The organism is Anoxybacter fermentans, assembly GCF_003991135.1.
Taxonomy (GTDB): Bacteria; Bacillota; Halanaerobiia; order DY22613; family DY22613; genus Anoxybacter; species Anoxybacter fermentans.
The window spans coordinates 731,329-755,651 of sequence record NZ_CP016379.1; the positions used below are offsets into that span (position 1 = coordinate 731,329).

Annotated in this window: 31 protein-coding genes, 1 tRNA gene and 1 CRISPR repeat array; of the genes, 26 read left to right on the forward strand and 6 right to left on the reverse strand. The window is 37.2% G+C overall.

Going from position 1 to position 24,323, the window contains the following annotated elements; all coding sequences use genetic code 11:
* Positions 1 to 10 precede the first annotated feature (10 nt).
* From BBF96_RS03260 to BBF96_RS03275, 4 genes are all read left to right on the forward strand, one after another.
* Entirely contained in the window at positions 11 to 664 is a 654-nt protein-coding gene (locus tag BBF96_RS03260; RefSeq protein WP_127015815.1) for a hypothetical protein, read from the forward strand.
* Positions 648 to 1,463: a phage holin family protein gene (locus tag BBF96_RS03265; RefSeq protein ID WP_127015816.1), complete on the forward strand. Its 816-nt coding sequence runs from the start codon at positions 648 to 650 to the stop codon at positions 1,461 to 1,463. The genes BBF96_RS03260 and BBF96_RS03265 overlap by 17 nt, the downstream gene beginning before the upstream one ends.
* An 89-nt stretch (positions 1,464 to 1,552) precedes the next feature.
* Positions 1,553 to 1,792, forward strand: coding sequence for an IS200/IS605 family transposase (tnpA, locus tag BBF96_RS03270; protein ID WP_418655010.1), 240 nt, complete (start codon positions 1,553 to 1,555; stop codon positions 1,790 to 1,792).
* Between the two features lie 57 nt (positions 1,793 to 1,849).
* Entirely contained in the window at positions 1,850 to 2,935 is a 1,086-nt protein-coding gene (locus BBF96_RS03275) for an RNA-guided endonuclease InsQ/TnpB family protein (RefSeq protein ID WP_127015818.1), read from the forward strand.
* Positions 2,936 to 4,062: 1,127 nt separating this feature from the next.
* A CRISPR array of direct repeats spans positions 4,063 to 4,394; the repeat unit is 37 nt; unit sequence GTTTCAATCCTTGTTTTAATGGAACTTGCATTCAAAC.
* A gap of 430 nt (positions 4,395 to 4,824) precedes the next feature.
* Here the strand turns inward: BBF96_RS03275 and BBF96_RS03280 are convergent.
* From BBF96_RS03280 to BBF96_RS03295, 4 genes are all read right to left on the reverse strand, one after another.
* Positions 4,825 to 5,211, reverse strand: coding sequence for a coiled-coil domain-containing protein (locus BBF96_RS03280; RefSeq protein WP_127015819.1), 387 nt, complete (start codon positions 5,209 to 5,211; stop codon positions 4,825 to 4,827).
* A 3,753-nt stretch (positions 5,212 to 8,964) separates the two neighbouring features.
* Positions 8,965 to 9,456, reverse strand: a complete 492-nt coding sequence (locus tag BBF96_RS03285) for a helix-turn-helix domain-containing protein (protein ID WP_127015820.1) — start codon at positions 9,454 to 9,456, stop codon at positions 8,965 to 8,967.
* Positions 9,457 to 9,462: 6 nt separating this feature from the next.
* A complete protein-coding gene (locus tag BBF96_RS03290; RefSeq protein WP_127015821.1) occupies positions 9,463 to 10,047 on the reverse strand; it encodes a helix-turn-helix domain-containing protein in 585 nt (194 codons plus the stop codon).
* 90 nt (positions 10,048 to 10,137) lie between these two features.
* The gene (locus BBF96_RS03295; RefSeq protein ID WP_127015822.1) at positions 10,138 to 10,668 is read right to left on the reverse strand and encodes a helix-turn-helix domain-containing protein; all 531 of its coding nucleotides are present in this window, start codon (positions 10,666 to 10,668) and stop codon (positions 10,138 to 10,140) included.
* Positions 10,669 to 11,054: 386 nt separating this feature from the next.
* Here BBF96_RS03295 and BBF96_RS03300 point away from each other — a divergent pair, with 386 nt between their 5' ends.
* Both BBF96_RS03300 and BBF96_RS17115 read left to right on the forward strand, forming a co-directional pair.
* On the forward strand, positions 11,055 to 12,044 hold the full coding sequence (locus tag BBF96_RS03300; protein WP_127015823.1) for a tetratricopeptide repeat protein: 990 nt from the start codon (positions 11,055 to 11,057) through the stop codon (positions 12,042 to 12,044).
* Positions 11,992 to 12,126 (forward strand): hypothetical protein, encoded by a 135-nt coding sequence (locus BBF96_RS17115; protein ID WP_257792006.1) that lies wholly within the window; start codon positions 11,992 to 11,994, stop codon positions 12,124 to 12,126. Before BBF96_RS03300 ends, BBF96_RS17115 begins: the two co-directional genes overlap by 53 nt.
* Positions 12,127 to 12,228: 102 nt before the next feature.
* Here the strand turns inward: BBF96_RS17115 and BBF96_RS03305 are convergent, their stop codons facing one another.
* Positions 12,229 to 12,774: a helix-turn-helix domain-containing protein gene (locus BBF96_RS03305; RefSeq protein WP_127015824.1), complete on the reverse strand. Its 546-nt coding sequence runs from the start codon at positions 12,772 to 12,774 to the stop codon at positions 12,229 to 12,231.
* A 715-nt stretch (positions 12,775 to 13,489) separates the two neighbouring features.
* Here BBF96_RS03305 and BBF96_RS03310 point away from each other — a divergent pair.
* The 5 genes from BBF96_RS03310 to BBF96_RS03330 all read left to right on the forward strand — a co-directional run bounded on the left by BBF96_RS03310 (position 13,490) and on the right by BBF96_RS03330 (position 16,071).
* Positions 13,490 to 13,741 (forward strand): helix-turn-helix transcriptional regulator, encoded by a 252-nt coding sequence (locus BBF96_RS03310; protein WP_127015825.1) that lies wholly within the window; start codon positions 13,490 to 13,492, stop codon positions 13,739 to 13,741.
* 48 nt (positions 13,742 to 13,789) lie between these two features.
* On the forward strand, positions 13,790 to 14,131 hold the full coding sequence (locus tag BBF96_RS03315) for a helix-turn-helix domain-containing protein (protein WP_205665701.1): 342 nt from the start codon (positions 13,790 to 13,792) through the stop codon (positions 14,129 to 14,131).
* Between the two features lie 113 nt (positions 14,132 to 14,244).
* Entirely contained in the window at positions 14,245 to 15,228 is a 984-nt protein-coding gene (locus tag BBF96_RS03320) for a ParM/StbA family protein (RefSeq protein ID WP_127015826.1), read from the forward strand.
* Positions 15,229 to 15,236: 8 nt separating this feature from the next.
* Positions 15,237 to 15,524, forward strand: coding sequence for a hypothetical protein (locus BBF96_RS03325; protein WP_127015827.1), 288 nt, complete (start codon positions 15,237 to 15,239; stop codon positions 15,522 to 15,524).
* Between the two features lie 223 nt (positions 15,525 to 15,747).
* A complete protein-coding gene (locus BBF96_RS03330) occupies positions 15,748 to 16,071 on the forward strand; it encodes a hypothetical protein (RefSeq protein WP_127015828.1) in 324 nt (107 codons plus the stop codon).
* Here the strand turns inward: BBF96_RS03330 and BBF96_RS17305 are convergent.
* Positions 16,058 to 16,225, reverse strand: a complete 168-nt coding sequence (locus BBF96_RS17305) for a zinc ribbon-containing protein (protein WP_418654999.1) — start codon at positions 16,223 to 16,225, stop codon at positions 16,058 to 16,060. The two genes, BBF96_RS03330 and BBF96_RS17305, sit on opposite strands and share 14 nt — an antisense overlap.
* Before the next feature lie 86 nt (positions 16,226 to 16,311).
* Here BBF96_RS17305 and BBF96_RS03340 point away from each other — a divergent pair, with 86 nt between their 5' ends.
* The 15 genes from BBF96_RS03340 to BBF96_RS03390 all read left to right on the forward strand — a co-directional run bounded on the left by BBF96_RS03340 (position 16,312) and on the right by BBF96_RS03390 (position 24,314).
* Positions 16,312 to 17,223, forward strand: coding sequence for a helix-turn-helix domain-containing protein (locus BBF96_RS03340; RefSeq protein WP_164730874.1), 912 nt, complete (start codon positions 16,312 to 16,314; stop codon positions 17,221 to 17,223).
* A 2-nt stretch (positions 17,224 to 17,225) separates the two neighbouring features.
* The gene (locus BBF96_RS03345; protein ID WP_127015830.1) at positions 17,226 to 17,480 is read left to right on the forward strand and encodes a hypothetical protein; all 255 of its coding nucleotides are present in this window, start codon (positions 17,226 to 17,228) and stop codon (positions 17,478 to 17,480) included.
* Positions 17,473 to 17,613 (forward strand): hypothetical protein, encoded by a 141-nt coding sequence (locus BBF96_RS16330; protein WP_164730875.1) that lies wholly within the window; start codon positions 17,473 to 17,475, stop codon positions 17,611 to 17,613. Before BBF96_RS03345 ends, BBF96_RS16330 begins: the two co-directional genes overlap by 8 nt.
* A 223-nt stretch (positions 17,614 to 17,836) precedes the next feature.
* Positions 17,837 to 17,983: a hypothetical protein gene (locus BBF96_RS16335; protein ID WP_164730876.1), complete on the forward strand. Its 147-nt coding sequence runs from the start codon at positions 17,837 to 17,839 to the stop codon at positions 17,981 to 17,983.
* Entirely contained in the window at positions 17,984 to 18,919 is a 936-nt protein-coding gene (locus tag BBF96_RS03350; RefSeq protein ID WP_127015831.1) for a putative quorum-sensing-regulated virulence factor, read from the forward strand.
* A gap of 157 nt (positions 18,920 to 19,076) precedes the next feature.
* The gene (locus BBF96_RS03355; RefSeq protein WP_164730877.1) at positions 19,077 to 20,960 is read left to right on the forward strand and encodes a helicase-related protein; all 1,884 of its coding nucleotides are present in this window, start codon (positions 19,077 to 19,079) and stop codon (positions 20,958 to 20,960) included.
* A 95-nt stretch (positions 20,961 to 21,055) separates the two neighbouring features.
* A tRNA-OTHER gene (locus BBF96_RS03360) sits at positions 21,056 to 21,146 on the forward strand.
* A gap of 209 nt (positions 21,147 to 21,355) precedes the next feature.
* A complete protein-coding gene (locus BBF96_RS03365; protein ID WP_127015833.1) occupies positions 21,356 to 21,613 on the forward strand; it encodes a hypothetical protein in 258 nt (85 codons plus the stop codon).
* Between the two features lie 57 nt (positions 21,614 to 21,670).
* A complete protein-coding gene (locus BBF96_RS03370) occupies positions 21,671 to 21,991 on the forward strand; it encodes an ASCH domain-containing protein (RefSeq protein WP_127015834.1) in 321 nt (106 codons plus the stop codon).
* Positions 21,988 to 22,191, forward strand: a complete 204-nt coding sequence (locus tag BBF96_RS03375) for a DUF5131 family protein (RefSeq protein ID WP_127015835.1) — start codon at positions 21,988 to 21,990, stop codon at positions 22,189 to 22,191. The genes BBF96_RS03370 and BBF96_RS03375 overlap by 4 nt, the downstream gene beginning before the upstream one ends.
* The gene (locus BBF96_RS03380; RefSeq protein ID WP_127015836.1) at positions 22,173 to 22,406 is read left to right on the forward strand and encodes a helix-turn-helix domain-containing protein; all 234 of its coding nucleotides are present in this window, start codon (positions 22,173 to 22,175) and stop codon (positions 22,404 to 22,406) included. The genes BBF96_RS03375 and BBF96_RS03380 overlap by 19 nt, the downstream gene beginning before the upstream one ends.
* Positions 22,400 to 22,549, forward strand: coding sequence for a hypothetical protein (locus BBF96_RS16340; RefSeq protein ID WP_164730878.1), 150 nt, complete (start codon positions 22,400 to 22,402; stop codon positions 22,547 to 22,549). The genes BBF96_RS03380 and BBF96_RS16340 overlap by 7 nt, the downstream gene beginning before the upstream one ends.
* Positions 22,542 to 22,940, forward strand: coding sequence for a single-stranded DNA-binding protein (locus BBF96_RS03385; protein WP_127015837.1), 399 nt, complete (start codon positions 22,542 to 22,544; stop codon positions 22,938 to 22,940). Before BBF96_RS16340 ends, BBF96_RS03385 begins: the two co-directional genes overlap by 8 nt.
* 129 nt (positions 22,941 to 23,069) lie before the next feature.
* Positions 23,070 to 23,246 carry a hypothetical protein gene (locus BBF96_RS16345; protein WP_164730879.1) on the forward strand — a complete coding sequence of 59 codons (177 nt, stop codon included), beginning with the start codon at positions 23,070 to 23,072 and terminating at the stop codon, positions 23,244 to 23,246.
* 27 nt (positions 23,247 to 23,273) lie between these two features.
* Positions 23,274 to 24,314: a hypothetical protein gene (locus BBF96_RS03390; RefSeq protein WP_127015838.1), complete on the forward strand. Its 1,041-nt coding sequence runs from the start codon at positions 23,274 to 23,276 to the stop codon at positions 24,312 to 24,314.
* Positions 24,315 to 24,323: the final 9 nt, after the last annotated feature.

Consider the following 24,323-nt stretch of genomic DNA (forward strand, 5'->3'; position numbering starts at 1 on the left):
GAGATTGTTTATGAAACAGAAATTTTTGCCGCTTTTTATTAAAGTAGATTTTAGGCTTGATATTATAAAGTTACGAGAATTAGATGAAAATATTTTTACAAAGATAAAAAATAAATATGGCTTTAATACTCTTGAAATTAATAAGGATGAGGTTATATTACGCGGTGGTTTTCCTATGTTTTCATGTATATTTTCCGAAGAAAGTATACAGATTGTAACTTTTACTTCTGACATACAAACGGCGATTGATAGTATTATTGATTTAGTTAACCAAATAAATATTTTGGCTGAGATAGAAATTCAATATATTTCTTATATTGAAATTGCTAATTTATTAAAATTTCAAGACAATAAAGATTTGTTTGGGTTTTTTGTCAACTGTAAAGATTATAGTGATGGAGTAGAGATAAGTGGTGCATATTTAACATTAGATACTATAGATGGCAAGAAAAATATTAAGTATATTTTTAAATTTGAAGACGAAAAAGGATTTTCTGCAATTGCCTTAAAGGCATTACTTAATTTTAAAGATGACATAGAATTAAAAGGATTGTTAGAACATAATATTAAATATTTACAAGAAAAAATGACTTACTTTTTAAGTACACGGAGTGGTAAATTTCTACTCGGTGTGGGGGTGAATAAAATTGAACAAAAACGTTGATTACTTACAAGATTATTACAGCTTTTTAGGTTGTGCAAAGGAGATATTTGAAGCGAAGAAGATCGAAAATGCGATAGATGAATTATTAAAAAATGCTATGTCGCTTCATAATATGATTTTTAATGTCGATGAAGAAGAAAAGAAGAATATTCATCAAGGTTATTTAAGTGATTTGGAAACCGTATTGCCTTATGTGGAATTAACATATGAATTAACATATGATGAATTATATAAAAATAAAGCTATAAAGCCAGCAAGTTCACGCAATAGTTTTCATATATTATACCAACCAAAAAGAAAGGTTAGGTATATAATTATGAACTTCTTTAGTGGTTTTCCACTTGTACAATTGGGAGAAATTAAGCATGCTTGGAATAACTTTATTGAATTTCGCACAGCAAAATTATTTTTCGCATTTTTAGGAACTATTTTAACATTTTTGGTTGGTACTTTTTCAATTCACCATTGGACATTATTTATAATGACAATAATACATCTTTTAACTAGACTCATGGCAAATAGATATAGAAATCAGGATGATTATGTTCATTGTTATAGAAGTATTCAATTATTCGCTTGGCCTTACATGTTATTGGTTTTAGGAAATTTTTTAAATTATAGTATAACGATTACTGGCTTTCCAGAGGATACGTTTTTTATTTTCTGGGTATGGTGGTTAATTTGGTCAGAATTGAAAGGGATTGTGGAAAATGCTAAAGTCGCGAATCTACCTATTCCACCAATGTTAGAAGAAATTATAAACAAATCAAAAGATAAAAATATCGGAATGCCTTTATAACAAAAATCATAAAGTTAGGAAAGGCGACGTTTTTCACCACCTTTCTAAGAAATTTATAGACAATGGTATATAATCAAAACATGATTAATATAAAGCATAGTAGAAATTATGTGTACCAGACTGCCTATCACATAGTATGGATTCCAAAATATAGGCGAAAGATCCTTGTTGGTGATGTTCGGGAATTTACTATCAAAACCTTACACCAGATTGCGGAGGATAAAGGTTTTGAAATTTTAGCTTTGGAGGTGTGTCCTGATCACATACATCTATTTGTCTCGATTCCTCCCGCTGTTTCTATTTCTCAGGCTGTTAAATGCTTTAGCTGAGACTATTAAAAATTACATTGAATTTGCACAAAATATTACTTCCAGGAGGTGAATTCCTTGCACATCACTCTCCACCATATCAAGTTGTATAAACCTTCCAGGAATAAGCAGGAACAACTTAATCTACTTCTACGGAATTGGAACAAAGGCCTTAGATCAGCCTTGAAAATAATCAAACACTGGGGATTTACTTCCTATACCAAAAGCCATAAGCATACTTATCGGGTATTGAGAAATAATTATTCTCTGCCTTCTCAGATTGCTGTAGAATGCAACCGTAAAGCTATTGAAATTTTCAAGGTCAATCAAATATCCCGGTTTAAGAGTAATGTGCCAGTAAGGTTAGTTAATGGTAAATCCTTTGCTATAATCGTAAAAAACGGACGTTACTTTGCTAAAATATTGACACCTAATGGTAAAATTTTTTGTCCCCTGGCCTTTGGCAAATATCAACTTAATTATCTGGCAGATGAACGATATATTATTAAAACTGCTGATTTATACTTCTCTAAGGGCGAATGGTATCTTAATCTGGTTCTGGAATACCAACAAAAGCAAATTGAACCCAAAACTGTTATGGGCATTGATCTGGGTATAGTTAATCTTGCTTCTGTGGCTGTGATTGACCAGGATAAAAACATTCTACATACTGAGATGTTTTCTGGTCGTGAGCTCAGATTCAAGCGCCTTCGCTACCGCCAAAAACGAAAATTGAAAAGTAAAAAGGCAGGCAGTCAGAAAATCTCTACTATCAAGGAAAATAGAATCTGCCGGGAAGTTAACTTCCATATCGCTAATCGAATTATCGAATTGGCAGCCAAAAACAACTCCTTGATTGTGTTTGAAAATTTAAAGAACATCAGAAGTAACATCACTAAAGAAAAAGATCGACTCTCAAATTATGAGAAAAACTCCTGGGCTTACTACCAGCTAAAAGAATTTGTCAAACACAAAGCCTGCCTGCACGGTATTCCAGTAATTGAAATTAGCCCGTTCAAAACTTCTCAGATTTGTTCAACCTGTCAAGCCGAAGGCCAACGAATTACGCAAAGCCTATTCCTCTGCCCAAATGGGCACCGTCACAATGCCGATAAGAATGCCAGTATTAATATCGCTGTAAGAGGATTACAGCATGTGGGGTAACCCACAGCCCTGCTGGTTTTAACCAGTGGGATAGGTTGAATTAGTCAACCAGCCTGCTTTCTTTCCCAATTCCTGAATCACCAGTATGTAGGATCGGGAAGGTGCAAACTCTTGAAATCAGGTTACACTGAGTGTGACTATTGGTTTCAAGCTCCCGACTTCAGTCGGGAGAAGTTGACTTTTAAGGTGATTTTTATATACGAATAAATTGGTTACATCCGTATTTTTAATTTAATGCTTTCAAGATCAGTAAGTGTCCAGCTGGATTTAGTACTCTAATATTGTTTTTAATTGACATTAGATAATTAGGCTTTCTTACTAATATTGGAAATTATGCAATGAAAGATTTAAAATTTGAAATACAGGTCCTAACCAGGGCAATGTTATGATTGACATGTGAGGTAGGGAAAAGAAAAGACCAGGCTGTCACGCCTGGTCTTTTACTTATTAGATTGCAACCAGAAGAAATTGGCTGGGATAAGGAACCAGGAGATTTATGAACATGATCTGCAGAGGAGGTGTTGATTTTTTTGTTTTTGGGGTGTTCTAGGCTTTCAGTCTCCTACTTAACGGAGTCTATATTGCAACTGGCAGTTAACGCGGGAAGGATATATTAGGAAGGTTCCGTTTCAGTCTCCTAGCTAACGGAGTATAGGTTGCAACCGCAGTTTGTGGCCAGAACGATTAGTTTCACGCCTTGTTTTAGTGGAACTTGCATTCAAACAACTACATTGAAAACTGCAAAGTGGATCCGCCATTCGAGTTTCAATTCTTGTTTTAATGGAATTTGGATTATGACGAGTTTAGGCCAGATGGTACGTTAAACCCAGAAGGGTTTCAATCCTTGTTTTAATGGAACTTGCATTCAAACTCTGGGCAGAAGAGCTGAAAAATGCAAAAGGCGCAGTGTTTCAATCCTTGTTTTAATGGAATTTGGATTATGACTTTAATGATTTTTTACATTATTGCATTCAATGGAAGTTTCAATCCTTGTTTTAGTGGAACTATCATTCAAACATATGAAGTTAACTGTAGCCCTTCCCCCTAAAAAAATGTTTCAATCCTTGGTTTTAGTGGAACTATCATTCAAACTTAAATATTTTAGAACAATGGTATAATCAAGGAGTGTTTCAATCCTTGTTTTAGTGGAACTTGCATTCAAACTTGACAATGATGAAGGTCAAAGAATCGAATATGCTAGTTTCAATCCTTGTTTTAGTGGAACTATCATTCAAACCATAAGAATTATTATCAAATTCTAAGAAGTATTAGGTTTCAATCCTTGTTTTAATGGAACTTGCATTCAAACAATGATCTTGCTTCTCTATATATAGAAACTGGAGATTGTTTCAATCCTTGTTTTAATGGAACTTGCATTCAAACAATAGTTTTCCCCAGACCTACACTACTAATCTTTTTCAGTTTCAATCCTTGTTTTAATGGAACTTGCATTCAAACCCGTCGTCATTCAAAATTGGCGATATTTCAAGCTTTATCCCACTTTAGTTAGAAAATAAATCGCCTTTCTAATCAGCAAATTTTAGCCCAAATCAGCCGTTTTTTAGCATTTTGCCGTAAAATTTCACCTTTGAAAATCGCAGTAATCAAGAGAATTTGCGAGCTAATTTTATCTAATCGCGATTTCCATTATTTTACTCCGATAATTTTTTTCTATCACCTCTTTCTATATAGATAATTAGACAAAAAATGAAAAATTCCTCTTTTTCGAGAGTCCAGATCACAAACTGGGCAATTTTTATCAACGAATGAGGTAGAGAAGAAGGAAGACCAGGCGAGCTAGCCTGGTCTTTTGGAATTTAGAAGCATTAAAGGCTTATCAATCCTGAATAAAAGAATAAAACCAGATATTAGATCTGGTCAATATTAAATTAGGATAGGTTTTCCTTTAGATAGAAAATATCTTCTTCATTTTGTAATTCCTTGTGTTTGATAAAGGTAATAGTTTTGGAGATTTTATTGACTTTATCTGTCAGTTTATCAAGTTTTTCAGTTGTTGTAACCTTGAATTCAGTAAGATCTGCAACTTGGTTGGAAATTACATCAACTTTTTTCTCGATGCGCTCCTGACTGGTTTTGAGTTCTTCAAGTTTAGATTGCATAACATTTTGATTAACTTCTAATTTTTCAATTTTTGCTTCTATTTTCTCAGTCCTTGAGTGCATTTTAACTTGATTAGCTTCTATTTCTTCAATCTTTGATTGCATTTTAACCTGGTTTTCTAAAATTTGGTGTAGAATTTTTTCGATGTTATCCATAAAAACACCCTTTCAGTAAATGTTATAAGAAAAGATTCTATGGATGATTTAATTTTCCTTCCTGGGAAGGAAAAAAGTCCAGGCTATTGTGCCTGGCTTTTTTATTGGAAGTCTCCTGCTTAACGGAGTATAGTTTATAACCGCAGTTGGTGGCCAGAATAACTAGTTTCACGCCTTGTTTTAGTGGAACTTGCATTCAAACTTCCAGGTAATGTGGTTTTAATCAATTATAAGTACTAGTTTCAATCCTTGTTTTAATGGAACTTGCATTCAAACAGGCAATTCAAAAAGGAATTGCAGACGCTTTTCAGTTTCAATCCTTGTTTTAATGGAACTTGCATTCAAACCCGTCATCATTCAAAATTGGCGATATTTCAAGCTTTATCCCACTTTAGTTAGAAAATAAATCGCCTTTCTAATCAGCAAATTTTGGCCCAAATCAGCCGTTTTTTAGCATTTTGCCGTAAAATTTCACCTTTGAAAATCGCAGTAATCAAGAGAATTTAAGAGCTAATTTTTTCTAATCACGATTTCCATTATTTTACTCCGATAATTTTTTTCTATCACTTCTTTCTATATAGATAATTAGACAAAAAATGAAAAATTCCTCTTTTTCGAGAGTCCAGATCACAAACTGGGCAATTTTTATGATCACCGTTTAAAGGGGTAGAAAAAAGGGAGGACCAGCTGTAGCACCTGGTCCTTTGCATTAGGAGTAATCTGTTTTCTTTTTAAAGTCATTCCACGATGGCACAAGACTTTCGGTCTTCTGCTTATCTGAGTTAAGTTGCAACCACCAGTGGGGACTGGCGGTGGATCTCGTGGTTAGGAAGCATTTTCAGTTTCCTACTTAACGGAGTATAGGTTGCAACACGGCGGGCGGGACTTCGTGTATATGAGCAAAGAGCAGATGTTTCAGTCTCCTACTTAGTGAAGTCTACATTGCAACACTCAAGGAACTGATACGATAGAATTTAAAGCTACGTTGTTTCAGTCTCCTACTTAACGGAGTTAAGTTGCAATCAGAAGAAATTGGATGGGATAAGGAATATAAGCTTTTCTTTCAGTCTCCTAGCTAACGGAGTCTAGGTTGCAACATTCTCCAGAACCAGACACATGCTTTTCGTGCCAAACCAGTTTCAGTCTCCTAGCTAACGGAGTCTAGGTTGCAACGATGATGTATTACTGTCAAGGAAAGTCGATTTCTCAAATAGCGTTTCAGTCTCCTAGCTAACGGAGTCTAGGTTGCAACAAACAGCTGAGGAGTACATGAGAGAAAATGATTCATTCAGTTTCAGTCTCCTAGCTAACGGAGTCTAGGTTGCAACTCAGCAAGAAGAATCATTATCCCGAAGAGGGCCCTTTTGGAGGTTTCAGTCTCCTACTTAGCGGAGCCTAAATTGCAACTTACTTTGACTATCCATCAAGATACGCATCTGATGCAAAGTTTCAGTCTCCTACTTAGCGGAGCCTAAATTGCAACCGCAGTTTTTTGCCTGGACAAACCGCGTCATTTCGCCATTCTTGAACAGCCAAAACATCAAATTAAAGCCTTCAGTTTCGCAAATCGATTTTCTGCACAAAACCCTGGGGGATTTGCGAAACATGATCTGTAGAGGAGGTGTTGATTTTTTTGTTTTTGGGGTGTTTTAGGCTTTCAGTCTCCTAGCTAACGGAGTCTAGGTTGCAACCGCAGTTGGTGGCCAGAACGATTAGTTTCACGCCTTGTTTTAGTGGAACTATCATTCAAACTTTGTCAACCCGCCTGTTAGTATAGGTGGGTTTTTGTTTCAATCCCTGTTTTAGTTGAATTTGCGTTCAAACCACTTGCTATGGCTTATTTAGTGCTGTTTTAATTCCTCATAGGTAGGCTACAAACAGTGAGTTATAATACCTCTGAAACTGCTCTAAAAGTGTTTCAATTCCTCATAGGTAGGCTACAAACCAGGAGGAGAATATCCAGAAGAAATACATGTTGGGGCGTTTCAATTCCTCATAGGTAGGCTACAAACCCATTTAAATGGCGTAAATAAAGGGCTTGCTAGATTAAGGAAAATCCTTACGAGTATAACTCTTGAACGCTGAAATAGAGATAATCCTTGAAATATCAACAAACCTGTGCTTTTTAAGTTTGTCGTCGCACTCCAGGGGTTTTTGCACTATTGAAGATCGACGACAGTTGATTATTAAAAATTTCTCTTTCTAAACATATATTAGACAAAAAATGAAAAATTCCTCTTTTTAGAAAGAAGAAAAACAGCCCAGATCATAACCTGGGCAATTTTTATGATCAACGTGTAAAGAGATAGAAAAAAAAAGAGGACCAGCTGTAGCGCCTGGTCCTTTGCATTAGGAGTAATCTGCTTTCTTTTTTTAAAGTTATTCCCGCGATGACACAAGACTTTTGGTCTTCTGCTTAGCGGAGTTAAATTGCAACCACCAGTGGGGACTGGCGGTGGATCTCGTGTTTAGAAAGTACTTTCAGTCTCCTAGCTAACGGAGTATAAGTTGCAACCGCAGTTTTTGGCCTGGACAAACCGCGTCATTTCGCCATTCTTAAACAGCCAAAAAGCCAATTTAAAGCTCTCAGTTTCGCAAATCGATTTTCTGCACAAAACCCTGGGGGATTTGCGAACGCGATCTGTAAGGAGGTGTTGATTTTATTGATGTTTTTGGCTTTCTGTTTCCTGGCTAATGGGATCCACACTGAAGCTAGTATTGTTTGGTTTTAATCCTGATAGGTAGGCTACAAACGTTTCGAACGACATTTACACTGACGGTTTTGGAAGCAGTTTCAATTCCTCATAGGTAGGCTACAAACCCACAGCCGCCGATTCGCTCATCATGTGTCTCTTCGTAGGGTTTCAATTCCTCATAGGTAGGCTACAAACGCAATTACATTTGTGCTCATTTTGATATAGAAGGGTTTCAATTCCTCATAGGTAGGCTACAAACGCAATAAGTGTACTAAAGGCACTAGAAAGACTTGAAAGGTTTCAATTCCTCATAGGTAGGCTACAAACAAAATGAAAGTAGAACAGAATCAAGAAAGAGATTTATGTTTCAATTCCTCATAGGTAGGCTACAAACTCTTTTACTTCGTCCAAAGTTTCTTCTGCTTTCTCGTTTCAATTCCTTATAGGTAGGCTACAAACCAGGAATTGATTACAGTCGAATAACAGCACATTCAAACTTGTTTCAATTCCTTATAGGTAGGCTACAAACTGGAGCAAATCACAGTTTTAAAACAAAAACTTGCGGATTAGTTTCAATTCCTTATAGGTAGGCTACAAACCCATTAAAATGGCGTAAATAAAGGGCTTGCTAGATTAAGGAAAATCTTTATTAGAACAACATTAGAATACCGAAATAGAGATAATCCTTGAAATATCAACAAACCTGCACATTTTAAGGTTGTCGTCGCACCCCAGGGGTTTTTGCACTACCGGGGATCGACGACACTTGATTATTAAAAATTTCTCTTTCTAAACATATATTAGACAAAAAATGAAAAATTCCTCTTTTTTTATGATCAACGGGAGAGGTAGGAAAGAGAGAAGACCAGGCTGTCATGCCTGGTTTTATTTAGTTTTTTTTCAGGCCTAGCACTATGTGGATCTTCTGGTAAGTTTGGATCGAGCAATGAAATCAACCTCCTATCTTTTGTTATTACTTTGTTTCAATTCCTCATAGGTAAGCTATAAACCAGGCTCAGATTAGGAGAATGATTAATCTACATTTTGTAAGTTTTTTTTATTTTATCTGTCGTTCTATGTATTCTAGAATAAGTTCTACTTTTTCAGAACTTATTGGAAGTTGTTCGAGATTATGTCTAATAATTCTTATGATTTCGTCATATGTCGATTCGATTTCAGTGGAATCTACGCCCAGAATATCAGCTATGCGTTGCATTTCTTCCCATGTCAGAGCTACAATTCCATCCTCGAAATCTGCTATCCGAAAAAAATCGATTCCTGTCTGTTCTGAAATGTCACCTACTTTAAGCCCCTTTTCGATTCGAAGTTGCTTGAATTTTAGTCCTAGATGTTGTGAAGAGCTGTTCAATAGTTCTTCAATTGGAATCTTTGAAACCTCAGAAAATTTCTGAAGAAATTTCATCGAAGGTGTTTTTTTCTGATTTTCAATTTGAGAGATATAACTTCCAGTATATCCCATTAATTCTCCAAGTTCATCTTGCGATAATCCTTTTTTAAGGCGAAAATTCAATATTTGTTGTCCAAGCAATGTTTTTCACCTCTGGGTGTATTTAGTTTCAATCCTAGTCTTGGTGGAATGTGGATTATAACTTTTTTGGTTATCATTTAATTTTTTCACTTCGTTTTCAAGAAAATTACGTAGCATGTTTATTTTTTTGGCTTGTAGGCCTAATTTTGTTGCTAGATCAAGAATTTTTTGAATTATATGTTCAGCAGAGTGCAGAAACGGTGGTTCTGTGATATTAAGATAGTTACCTATTGTCTGCAGTTCTGCTGGTGTAAGTTCAACTTCCCCCAATAGAGCATTTGCTAACCGAAAGTAATCCATGTCTAATTCATCTGCCAGTTGAGCTTCAGAGAGATTATATTTTTGCAATGCTTCCGAAATAGTTTTTCCAATTTCCGAAGCACTATAGGGACTTACAAAAAAGACTGCAGGATCTACTTCGTATAGATCAGCAAACATTCCGAGATCCTCCGCGCTAATTCCCCGTGTAGATCTTTCTTTATTACTTACCCAGCCTGCGCTTCGCCCTAATGCCTTTCCAACTTCTTCTTGTGACCATCCTCGTTCTTTTCGGAGTTTCCTGAGTATTTTATGGGCATCTGAACGAAACATATTTATGCCTCCTATTTTTCTTCTTTACTTGGTGGAAGAAGTAGAGGAGTGGGGGAGATACTTTCAAGCTCCTACTTAGCGAAGTGTAGATTATAACTTATTTGTTTTTAAGCAATCATTAATAAATTCTACTACGAGGTGTATTTGATTATCGGTAAGTCCAAGCGACTTACATGAATTAATTATTCGTGAAACATTGAATTCATAGCGACAAAAAAAATAATTTATGTCTATACCGAAGGCATCTGCAATTCTTTCTAATTCTTCTTTAGAGAGTTCAATTTCTCCGTTTTCAGCGCGACCAATTCGGAAAAAATCAACTCCAGATCGATCGCGAAGTTCTCCTATACTCCATCCTCTTTTTTCACGCAAAGCTTTTATTTCTCTCCCAACTATTTCCTTATCGTTATCCTCAGTATTCAAAAAATATGTGAAATCGACACCGAAAAAAGAAATCAATGCAAGATAGTTTTCGAGAGAAGGTTTTCTCTCACCATTTTCAAGTTGACTGATATATGAACTGGAGGTTCCTATTCCTTCTCCTACTTCAGCCTGTGAAAGATTTCTTCTTTTTCGTTCTTCCCGTAGCTTCGTCCCTAGCTGATGAGTCAAGAAACGCATTTCCTTGAAAAACCCCCTCAATTATATTTCCTAACTATTTATAATTAGACAAATACTGAAAAATTCCTTTTTTGACTTGCCTGAAAAAAAGAAAAATGGTATAATTTAAATAGAACATGCGTTCGATAAAATTAACAATGACAAAATTTTAAAGTAATATTTTTGATAATAGTTCAATTATAATAAAATTATCCATATTACTAGATTTATTTACAGGAAAATGATATAATTTATTTGAAAACCAGACTGGTGAGTCGGGCCTTTACATATTACACGTGATTATACGCGAAAGAATAACATATTACAAAAAGAATCGTAACAACTTGACATAATGTATCATCACTAGTATTATATTAATAGGACAACGGGGAAAGGGGCGATTTATAATGAGTTACGAAGAGGCTAAAAGTCATTTTGATTCTGAAAATTATGAAAAAGCTATTGAGCTCTTTTCAGCGATGCAAGTAGAGTGTGAAATGCGAGGGGATAAGGAAGGTGCGGAGATTGCAAGAAGAGAACTGGGAAGGTCATATTTTAGATTAGAGAAATATGGTGAAGCTGAAGAACATTTTTCTCAGTTGTTTAAAAATACACGTAATGATAAAATTAAAGATTATTGCTTAACAATGATTGCAACGATAAAGGCAACAAAAGATGATTACACCAATGCATTAAAAATTCTCGATAAAATTACACCTACTCCTATTAATCTAATCAATAAAGTTTTTATTCTTTATTACCTAAAAAAATATGATGGTATAGACGAAGCTGCACACAGAGCGTTAACTATTATTGATCAACTTAAAGAATTTGATTTGTCAAATGATCTATTAAGTAAATTTAAACAAGCTGCTGGATTAATTTATAGTATAATGGGGAAAAGAGATAAAGGTCTAATATATTTAAAGGAATCTTTAAAATATACTAACAATAATGTAGAAAAAAGTAGGATATATAATGATATTGCAGAAATTTATATAGAAATGGATAACTTTGAAGAGGCTGAAAAAGCATTACTGAATGCAAAAAAACTCATGAAATCTAGTTCAAACAAGTTTACAAAAGCAACTAATTTAAAACTTTTTGGAATTCTTAATAAAAAAAGAAAAAATTTTGAAATTGCTTCAAAGTACTTATCTGAAGCTTTGGTATTAATGCAGGAATATGATGCTGTTAAACATCTTGCTGAAATAAAGTTTTATTTGGCTGATGTAAAATTTTCTAAAATTAAAACAAATAAGATGTACGAAATATATCAAGGTGCAGAAATATATGCAGAAGGTGTCTCGAATGAAAAAAGGTTGGAGGGGGTGAACATAAAAAATGCGCAAATTGTTGACAGTATTGATGGTAGTACTGATTTTGGTGGCAGCTAATATAGCTCCAGTAAAAGCAAATCCCAATTGGGCCGATGAACCAGATACTACTGTAGAAGTAGTTTCTATTATTAGTTATTAAAACTGGCATGGTATTGACAAAATATGTTAAAAATGCTCTCTGTTGAGAGCATTTTTTATTTATTAAAAAAAACACCCCTTACTCTTTTGAGGGGTGTTTTTTTCATAATTCCCTTTCTATTGCTTTCATAACATGATCAATGAATTCCGGATCTAAATACAAAGACTCTAATTCACGCCTAATTATCTCAAACGATTTAAACACTCTTCCTTGTGAGATTACTTCTGGTTTAACGCCCAATGCTATTGATAATTTTCGAATATGTTCTTCACTTGGTCGTAATTTTCCTCGTTTTAGTTGACTTAGATCCAATATATCAATACCAGTCATGCGACTTATTTCTTCTATATCAAGACCTCTAATTCTCATTAACTGGTTTATTGTTTCTGCAATATCAACTTCCTGTTTGTTTTCTTCCTTCATGAATTCATGAGGGTTCAGGTCATATTGTTCGCAAAATACTTGAAAAAGTTTTTTTGACATTTCTCTCTTTCCATTTTTTATATGGCTTATATATGAACCGGATACTCCGTCAGGTTTTTCGGGACTTTTGAGAGTTTTTCCGAATTCTTCATTTGTGAGACCCAGCCGGTTTTGTATCGACTGTATTGTTGCTGCTATTTTCCGATTGTCCAGTATCACGACCATACCTCCTTTTTGCTATACAATTTAATTGTATAATAATCGTTATAATTTGTCAAGAACGAGCTTGACAAAGGTGATACATTTTGTTATAATGATACTAACAAAATGATTTAGATACAAAAAGTTTGTATTAACTTTGGCTTTGTGAGTTTAAATAAAAGGAGGTGAAGCAGGTTGTGGATATATTTAGTATCGTTTTTCCTATACGGCTTGGTAAGAATGATAGGAGTATGTCAACCGGTACCTCTGGCTGTTGAGTATTGCAACCACGCTTTTGAATTTGGCTGACGTTGGGCGGATGGTGTGGGTAGCCAGAGGGTATCAACTGGACAGGTAATATCAGGTTAATGATTCTAAAATCAAGACCTCCTTAATGGCTAGAAAAAGCATATGAGACCGGGTGCTAAGGGTAAGTTGGGTCCTCCTAAGATGATATATTTGGCGGGGCGGAAGGCCCCGCCAGGGGATATGGATTTAAGAAAGGGGAGATATTGAGTGGGTATCCCATACGAACGGATAGATGAAGATATAAGATCTTTAGTTAGAACTCTAAAAAAGGGAAGATCATTAAGATCTCCCCAGAGCAAGCTATTTTAGTTAGTGTGGTATTTAAGTAAACATCAGAATTTTACAAAATCCTTTCTAATTCTGGACATTGATAGTCAATTATTTTTAGATCGGATTTCGCATAGTGCGTACAGAAAGGAGGGATATAAATATGCCAGGAGTACCTAGAAAACGTTTGAGGGAAATAAGACAAACAAAATATACACTGGAGGAATTTGCAAAGCTTGTGCATTCAAGTCCTACCCACCTGAGTGACATTGAAAATGGGAAGAGAGATCCATCTCCGGAGTTAGCATCAGCTATTTGTAGAATTTTAGGGCGGAGTTTTTCTGAACTTTTCCCTGACCTTCGCGAAAACTATATCAAAAAAAGCGCATTATTGTTAAGTTTAGCTACCCAATGATTGTGATTTGATAGTTTATATTCGAGCAAAAACTAGGGGGTGTTGGAAGTGAGGAATAAGAGAAAAGAGACTATGACGGCTCAAGAGCTTGCTGATCTTTTGGGGATTAAAAGTGTACAGACAGTCTACAAGCTTCTTAACGAAGGTAAGATTCCAGGCGTGAAAGTAGGACACCAGTGGGTGATTCCCACCCAAGCAATTTTAGATTGGTTGTATGTTGCAGCATTAGGTAGTCAGAAGAGAATATTAGAGCATATAGGGGTGGATTTTGGAGAACTGATGGACTGGATAGCAAAACTTAGACATTACGAAAACTGTAGCAATCTTGATAACTTGGTTAAAATGCCAGAGTTTGGCTCGATTAAGGAGGAGGTAGTTAATTTAAGGTAGTTATGATGTATTACAATGTAATACAATGTAAGACATTGTAATACAAAATTCTAAAATCATTGAAATGACGGGCTTTTGAGTGTAATACATTTGTAATACAAGGAGTGATATAAATGAGTAAAAATATTGCTGTTGATGTAGGATTTGGATTTGTTAAAGCGACGGATGGTAATAAAGAAGTGATTTTTCCATCTGTGGTTGGGGAAGGAAGGGAGATCAGATATAAACCAGGAGTAACGATAAACAACGATGCGATAAAAAATCTTTTTGCTGAAGTTGATGGAGAAAAATATTTTGTAGGTGATTTGGCAACTCGACAAAGTGAATTTTTACAGTCTACTTTATCAGGTGATCGGACAAACTCTATTGAATATGATGTGCTCTTTAAGACGGCATGTGCACTTTTGAATAATGGTTCTACTGAAGTGAATATAGTAACGGGTTTACCCGTAAATGAATTTACACAGTATAAAAATACTCTTGAGAAAATGTTATTGCGGATTCATAAAATAAAGCTTAACGATATCAGTTATTCTTTTGAAATCAAAAGAGCCAAAATAATACCTCAACCTTTTGGAACAGTATTTAATTTACTTCTGGATGATCAAGGTGAGATTCAGAAAAGAGAGTATGTGAATATGAAAATTGGCGTGATTGATATTGGATTTAGGACGACAGATTTCATAGTGGTAGATTGTCTTGAATTTGTGGATAAATTAAGTTCTTCAACTACAGTAGCTCTTAGCTCAGCTTATAAGTTAGTTGGGCATAGCCTAAATGAAAGATTTGGAATAAACAAACCAATATATCAATTAGATAAGTTCATTCGGACAGGGTTTATTCCATATAAAGGACAGCAGATGGACATTAGAGAGCTGGTTGGAAAAGCTTTTGCACTCACAACAAATAACATAATCAGCGAGGTTAGTTCTCTGTGGAACATCTGGGAACTTGATCAGATAATTATTACTGGTGGTGGAGGAGTTGAATTATACGCATATCTCAAGGCACATATAGATAACTGTGTGCTGGTAAATGAAGGGCAGTTCAGCAATGTTAAAGGTTATCTCAAATTGGCAAACAGATCTTTTAGGTGATGATGATGGTGACAATTAGTATAAGGTTACGTCCTGGCAAGGACAATGACATTCTGCAGTGGTGGGAAAGTCTTGATAAAGGGGAAAGATCGGGTATTGTGAGATCTATTTTAAGAAGTTATATCAATCAGGAAGATCAAAGTCAGCAGCGAGTTTCACGTCTGAATTTTGGTGTTAAAAAAGAAAATCTAGAAGATCTAGGTGATATTGAGTTTAGAATGGATTTTCCAGCAAGCGAAAACGAAGATGATAATGAAATCGACAAAAAGGTTGACCTACTGGTAGATCAATTTTAAAACTTATAAGCAGTCGTGGCTCTAAGACAACAAGGAGGTAAGTAAATAAGTCAACTTCTCCCGACTGAAGTTGGGAACTTGAAACCAATAGTCACATTCAACACAACCTGATTTAAAGAGTTCATCGCAGGTATATCTTTCAAGAAAATTTTCTAGAAAGGTGGTGAAAAACGTCGTCTTTTCTCCTCCGACTAAAGTCGGAGGTTTCCAGGCGACAGACTTTATGAATGAATTTGTACTAGGTCAATTAGATGCTTACTGTTATATGGTGGAAAGAGGAAAACCTGCTGCAATGATCCCAGTCCAGAAACATTATACTGCTGAAGCTATTAAATTTATTTCTAAGTGTTCTAATTCAAAGTTGAAGGTGTTTGTAGAAAATTTATCTGACGATTGGGATACTCTTTGGATATATAAATATCCGCATATTTTGGAGGTAATTAAAGAACTGCAGCAGGCTCCTGATAATATTTTTTCAAAATGGGCTTTAGGGAAACTTTTTGGATATGATGAGGAATCAATTCAAAATTTCATTAACCGATCTTAATAAATTCTGTATGGTTGCATCTCGGGCATGGAGGAAGTGTATCAGTATCATCATCTAATCTTACTTGTTGGTAGCATTTTAGACAAAGATATAGCCCAATGCCTGGTTTTTCACCTGTAGTAGGCATATTATCACCTCCTTTCTTTATGGTCATTCGACAGGATGTTACAAATCCCTTTTTATGGGATAGAAGAAAAAAAGATGGTTTTTATAATATATCACATTAAGGTGGTCTCTATGATGTTGTACGAACAAATTGTAATTAGACATCGAAATCGTAGGGGATATGTTCAAACGTATAATGAGTTGTATGACTTATATCAGCCAATTTTAGGGCATGCGACAATCTCAGTATATAACAATTTGATGCGTTATGTTAATAACATTATGGATCATGAAAACAATGGATTTTCGTATCCAACATTGGACATGCTTGCAAAAAAGATGAGAATGGGGAAGAGGACTATAATCCAGGCACGGCAAAAGCTGGAAAGCATGGGACTTCTGGAAGTTTACTATGAGAGAGTCAAATTAGGTAATCTTAACTATAACAAATATTATTACGATCTCATTGATCCACTGGAATATCATGAATTTTTTCTGAAATATGGTGAATTATTGAGACAAGAAGCAGGAGATCAATATTATCAAGAAATATTCAAGCCAATCTTTGAAGCTGAGAAAGCTGTTCTCGGGGTTTCAAATGAAACTCCGAAGAAGGCTTATCTCGAGGTTTCAAATGAAACCTCGGTCGGGGTTTCAAATGAAACCGTAAAAAAACAAAGTATACTAAAAAGACAAATATATAGTAGTAGTAGTATACATAGGACAGGCGCATTTGGAAAATCAATATCAGAAGCAGAACAAATTTCTATTTTGGAAAATTTGTACATTGACACACTGGGACTGAGTACATTTGACAGTAACACAACCAAAATGATCAAGCACCTGCTTTCCAAATGGGATTTTGAATATATCCGGAAACAAATGGAATATACGAAAGAGAAGATTGAGGAGTATTCTCTCAGATACCATCCATCGGAGGAAAAGGGTATTAGAAGCTATTGGGGTTTTGTTTATTGTGCTTGTCGTGACAATTATGCAAAAGCTAGAATTAAGAGCTATCCTGAACATTGGGAAAAGGAGGGTTAACTGTGAGAAGGGTTGGAAATGTTTATTTTTTGGACGAGTTTAGAGGATCAATAGAGCAACCGATTGAGGAACCGGGAATAGAAGAGGTTCTTGAAAAGGTCTTTGAAGTTATCGACCGTTTTCGCAAAAAACTTCAACAGAAAGGAGGTGAAACTCATGACCTGGCAACACAAGTTGCAGATTCTTATTCTGATGTTGTTATGGGTGGTAACGTTGTGGATTTATGTAAAATCAGGCGTTGTAAGCTTCATGGGTGAAGCGTTTAGAATTGTTTTGACCAAAGAAAAAGAACCAGATTCTCAGCTGGAACCTGGTTCAAATGAAGAATTGGAAAGCAAAATGGAACCTAATGTAATTGTATCACAAAGAAGACATAATTTCAATGCCTGAAAAGGAGTGAGAAAAATGAAAGAGCCCAGGGAAATGATTTACAAGTGCGAAGAATGCGGGGAGCTTAAATATAGATGTTCTCTCACCCATCCAAATGAGAATTGGGATAGAGAGAAAGGAGAAGTTTTCCTGGAGTACTGTGATTGTGCCAGTGGCAATACAGAGCATGTAGTTTTGAAAGTTGGTTCAATGGCGCCAGTGTGCTTAGAAGGGAGGCGGAACCATGCATGGTCCCGTGCCTCCTGATCCTATAGATCGAATCCAGGACATAATTGACCAACAGTTTATAGACTGGATTGAAGCTGAACGAATTAAGATGGAGATGGAAAGAGAAAAGCAAGGACAAAAGCAGAAAGTGGAGGTGGCATAGATGGGTTCGAATGTACCAGCTGTAGAAAGTAATATCCTACCTCCCAATCTTGAAGAGAGTATAAAGAACCAGAAGTTACAAAATAAAGCTCTCATGAGGTTAATGAGGGAATTGTTAGAAGAAGGTGTCGATTATGGCAAGGTAAAGGGCGTAAAAAGGCCTTTTCTCCACCAACCAGGTGCACAGCAGTTGGGTTTAGTTTTCAAGTTGGCTCCAAAGTTCATCAAAATAGATTCAATTTTCGACTTTGAACGGGAGCCAGTATTTATGAGTTATGAATTTAAATGTGAGTTATATCATAGAGAAACAGGTATGTTTTTGGGGGATGGAGTTGGAGCAGCCAATAACTATGAAAAGAAGTATCGTTACCTGAAGGATGGGACTGAAGTAAGAGATCCATTGGACAAGCAAAATACTATAATGAAAATGGCGAAAAAGAGGGCTTTTGTTGATGCTGTGCTCAATGTGACAGGGGCGAGTAGGCTATTTGCTACAGAGGATGACCTGGAAGAATTTTTTACCGATATAGGTACTGACCCTGGGAAAATCAAGATGCCCTTTGGCAAACATAAAGGCAAACGATTAGAAGAATTAGATACAGATTATTTGCAGTGGGTGATAGGAAAAGCAGATAAGGAAGAACTTAGAGAAGCAGCAAAAGCGGTATTAGAGCGGAGATTGAGAGAAGAAGAGACTACGAAGCAGTCTGATCAGGGAAAGATTACAGAGGAGACTCTGTCAAATCTTCGGTCATGTATCAACTCAACAGATGAAAAAATTCGGACTGAATCCAGAAAAATTGCGCAAGTATGGTTGATTGAGCACGGTTTTACAAGCTTAACGGATATTCGTAACTTGACTGAAGAGCAAGGGAAAGAACTGTGTCAAATGATTCTTGAGACATTCAGTACTGACGATAATAAACAAGGAGAGTAGGGCTAATTTGAATTTACGCCCGTGGAGAGTGATGTTAACTCAATGAAGCGGGAATAGAAGGGAGTGAATAACCATAGCGACTACAATTGCAAAATTGTTCATCCGGAGTCTTTTTGAGCAAGCTGAGCAGATATTACAGGATGATTATTATCGCAGATTGAAGGACGAGGATTATTTCTATACAAAAGTGGTTGGAGTGACTTTCGAAGGTCGCCAGGAATATCTGGCAGATCTTCAAGAAGGAGAAGCCTTGGAAATTCGACGTGAACCTACCAACATATATGATCACAATGCGATTGGTATCTGGGACCAAAAGGGCAGACATTTGGGATATTTGAATCGCAAGATGTCTGCCCATCTGGCACCACTGATCGATAAAGGGCTTGAATATAATTGCAGTGTTTCAGCGGTAACTGGTCGGGACAAAGAGACGTTAGGGCTCAACATTTATCTGGAAAGAAAGGATTACGTTGAGGAGCAAGAGATCCTGGAGGGATTGAAAGAACGTCAGAGATTGGAAAAACTTTCATCTGAGCAGCTACTGGATGAGATCAGAAGATTCTTGCTTGGAAAATACCAATATCGACCGAAGCAAAAAGAAGCCCTGGACAGGCTTTTTGCAAGGAAGAATACTCTGACAGTGATGGGAACAGGAAGAGGAAAATCGGCTATTTTCCAGAGTTTTGCTGTGTATCAGGCTATCCGTAACCGGCAGATTACGGTGATCACATATCCGCTTCGAGCTCTGGTCAATGATCAATATGAGGCTTTGAAACAGAAACTTGCCCCGATTGGGATGCGGGTTTTCAAAGCCAATGGTTCTCTCTCTGAATGGGAGAGGGAGAAGTTTCGGAAAGCTCTGGCCAGTGGGGAAGTGGATCTGATCTTGACCACCCCGGAATTTCTTGAATTCCATATTGAGAAATTCAAAGCTTTAAGGGAACGAATTGGGTTTTTTGTGGCTGATGAAGCCCATCACATAGGTATGGATTCAAACGCATTTCGCCCAGCATATCAAAAGTTAGGGTGGGTGTTGAAAGAATTAGGGGATCCGCTGGTACTGGCTGTGACTGCAACTGCAACTAATGAAGTAGCGGATGTGATTATGGACACTCTTGGGATCACAGACGTGGTGATTGATCCCCACGTACGGAAAAATCTGAGGATTAGAGATTTACGCAATCAGTACAAAGCTCCGAAGAAAAATGAGGTATTACCACCTGAAACCTGCAAAGAAGATTATATTGCCAGGTTGATTCGATCTGGCGAAAAGACCATTGTCTACGTGAACAGTCGTGAAAAGACGATTGAGATAGCTCAGAAACTTTGTGAGATGGTTCCAGAACTTGAAGATCAGATTGTGTTCTATAATGCTGGTTTGACTTCAAAAGAGCGGGCTACAGTAGAAGATCTGTTCAGGACCGGTGAAGTCCGGGTGGTGGTATCGACGTCAGCATTTGGTGAGGGGATTGATATTCCTGATATCCGCCATGTGGTGTTGTACCATATGAATTTTAACTTCGTGGAATTCAATCAGCAGTCAGGACGGGCTGGGCGTGACGGAAACAAAGCCATTATCCATCTACTCTTTGGTTGGGATGACCGGAGGCTGAATGAATTCATCCTTGACATCTCCACACCAGATCGTGAATACCTGGTAACGTTATATTGCTTCCTTAAGAAAGTCGGGAAATGTAACCTTACCAATGAAGAGATATCGGAAACATTGAAAACGAAAAACGAAAAGATACTCACGTCTGCCGGAAGGGTATCAGCTGCTCTTGGAATTCTGGAAGAATTAAACCTGGTGGAGATTGTGCGGGATGGACGGGATAGAACAATTCAACTATTACCGACTGAGCCGGGGTACAAGATAGATTTGAATCGTTCAGCACGGTATTCTGAGGGAATACTGGAGAAGAAAGCATTTGAAGAATTCAGCTTTGCTGTTATGAATGAAAAAAACTATGAGCTCCTGGATCGGATTAACCGGCCGATTTACCCTGATAAATATATAGAGGATCATGCTCAGGCTGTTTAAATTCTTTTGAACCTGGTTCGAAAAAGTTTAAAAAAATTAGAATAGAGAAGCAAAGACGTGTCGGGAGGTATCAGGTCCTTCTCCCGGCACAACGTGCCAGAGTAGCGCAGTGGGTAGCGCGGCGGGCGCCCCGGAGAAATTCTCCGACAAGAAAGCAGGTCGCAGGTTCGAATCCTGCCTCTGGCACAATTAAAAAATTTATCTCTCCCTTGATTTACCCGGGCTTATGCCCGGGGTTCCAAAAACAAATAGAAAGAAAGGGGAAGCAAAATGGAAAAGGTTAAGTGCAACGGGAACCATAGTGTGTGTCCTTTTGAGAGTATGTGTGGGAAAGGGAAACCTGAGATTCCTCAGTTTGTAAAACAATTCACTGGGACGTTGAGGGAGTTGGACATATGATAGGCAGAATAAAATCATTGATAAGAGCAGGATACAGGCCGGTGTTTGGAAGTGAGTATATTCTCTGTATCAATGAATATTCAAGTGAATGTGTATTGCTAATGGGAAATAAAGAGTTAGCAGGTAATGTATGTAGAATTTACGATGAAATAGCATCGGATGAGGAGCTTTGCGCTTCTCATCCCGAGCTATATCATTTTCTCCTGGAAAGGGTTAGGTTAGTGATAAAGGCAAAAAGGTGCGGTGAAAAATAGCTAAATTATGTGAAGTGAATAATTTGAAACAATTAAGATGAGAAAGGGGCGTTAAATATGATTCTATTCAAACCAGAGCACGTCCAGCCAATTTTAAAGGGAGAAAAGACGCAGACTCGGCGCATTGGCAAATGCAGGTGGCGCCCTGGATCCATACACCAAGCTAAGCTCAACTTTAAGAAGGGGAGTAAGCCGTTTGCCAGGCTTCGTATCCTGGATGTTCGCCAGGAACGCCTGGGGGATATCTCGGAAGAGGACGCAAAGAGGGAAGGCTACCCAACCGTCCAGGCCTATCAAGAGGCTTTTAGACGGATATACGGCTGGTGGGATCCGGACGCGCTGGTGTGGGTGGTCGATTTTGAGGTGGTCGGGCCATGAACAAGAGCAGAATTGAATGGACAGAGGTGACCTGGAACCCGGTCACAGGTTGCACACCAATCAGCCCAGGGTGTGAGAACTGCTATGCCAGACGAATGGCCACCAGGCTCCGGGGCCGGTGTGGGTACCAGAAAGATGAGCCATTTAGAGTAACAATGCATCCAGAAGGGAGTGGAAATAAATGGCTAAATATGGTTTGAATATAGAAAAAATAAAGACACATATGCGGGATAGGAGATTGGGAGAATCACAAATGGCTCGAGAGATAGGTATTGATTACTCATATTTCTATAGAATATTGAGAGGTCAAAGAGGTTTAGGTATTAAGGCGTTATCAGGGCTGATTGAGTACTGTGAAAAGAATAATCTAAATTGGAAAGATTTTGTAGTGGGAATGGAGGGATCTAAATGTTAAGAGTTCAGAAAAAATTGAAATTGCAAAAAGCAATTGATGAAGCAGTAAAGAAACGAATGACAAATATACAAAAAATTTATTATTGGAATATGAGATATAAGTTATGGTGGGCAAAAGTTCAGGAGGGCATCAGAAATGCTTAATCGGGTAGTTTTGATTGGGCGTCTGACGAGGGACCCGGAACTTCGCTATACCACCAATGGTACAGCAGTAGCTACTTTTGCCCTTGCAGTAGAGCGTCCTTTTACTAATCAAAATGGCGAACGGGATGTAGATTTTATTGATATTGTTGTCTGGCGTAAGTTGGCAGAGACATGTGCTAATCATTTAGGAAAAGGGCGCCTGGTTGCAGTAGAAGGACGTTTGCAAACCAGATCTTATGATGACAGCAACGGTATTCGGCGTAGAGCGGTAGAGGTTGTTGCAGATAGTGTACGCTTCTTAGATTGGCCTAAGAATAATTCTACAGATAATTTTGATGGACAAGATTTTGGTGGCGATTTTTATGAGGATGATATTGATGTTCCATTCTAATTGGAGGTGGTATAAAATGGGCATTAATTTTAGGATTGTGCTATCAGATGTGTTGAAGGCATTGTGTGTATTAAAACAGGATTTTTTGGAAGAAAACATAAAAGTAAAGGCCAGGAAGGAGAGGAGTAGATGTTAGATTTGGATAGGAATGCTCTTAAAAAATCTAAGATTAAACCAATAATTGATAAACTTGTCCAAAGCGGGATGGATCCATCACTGGCCGAAAAGGTGGTCAGTGAGGTGTACGATGAGCTTGAAAGTAAAGATATGCTGGAGTTAAGTAAGTCTGTGGCGGGTACCATCTAAAGATATAAAGAAAGTGAGGGAAGAGTCATGAGGTGCGGTCCTGAGTGCTATAGATATCGTTCAGACGGAGATAAATCATGGTGTATTAGGGGGCCACGTTTTGATATCCTGAACGGTAGCTGTTTATGGCCCGTAACTCCAGAAGTAGAGTGTTTGTATGGACAGAGTCGAGAGATATTTCAGCCAGGAGATATTGTCCAGGAGATTATAAGAGAAAGTGGCCGTCTGATATTTGGTGATCCTATTAAGTTGATAGAGCAAAACGATAATAGATGGAGAGCCCAAAACACCAAAACTGGCAAAGAAGTAGAGGTAGCAATTGATAATTTGTATCTGTTAAAGGCTGTAAAGGAAGGAAAAACAAAAGAGACTGTAGCCGAAGCAAAGGACCGTAGTTCTGACTCTTCTCTAAAACTTAAAGTAGGGGATAAGGTTGTTAGAACAGTGAACGGCATAAATTTGGGGATAGTCTGTAAGATCGTTAAGGAGATACGTGATTCTAATTATGATTATGAGATCTATAAAGAGGGATGGCCTCAACCAATACCGGTCAGAGCAGAAGAGTTGACCTTAGTGCAGGAGCAAGAGACTGAAACAATAGAAGCAAAACCAGAAACTAATTGTGGTCCTGATTGCAAATGGTGGAGGCGGGATATCTCGCTTCCACCCAGATTTATGGATGGTGCTTGTGTCAAGAATTATCAGACTGGTGAAGCTGTCAGTGCTAAGAAGAGTTTTTGTGATTATAAAGAATCGCCTGACGACATCAAACTTGGAGATCGAATCCGGGGAATAATTGCAACAGGTACATATCTCAATATTTATGATGGCTACGTTGTAGATATTGAAAAAAATAAATGGATCTGTAAAGTAGTTAGGATAAACCCAATAAGCAATAAATATGGACCAATGGCCATTAAACTGAAATTCGAAAGGAATGAAGTATTTAAGGTTGAAGATTTTGGAGATCTAGCTAAGAAGGTATTTTTAGAAAAGAAAAAGACTAATCAGGAGCCGGTAGATCCAGGAAAACCGGAGATGGTCAGCTTATTTGAGTTATTTGGTTAGGAGTGAAAT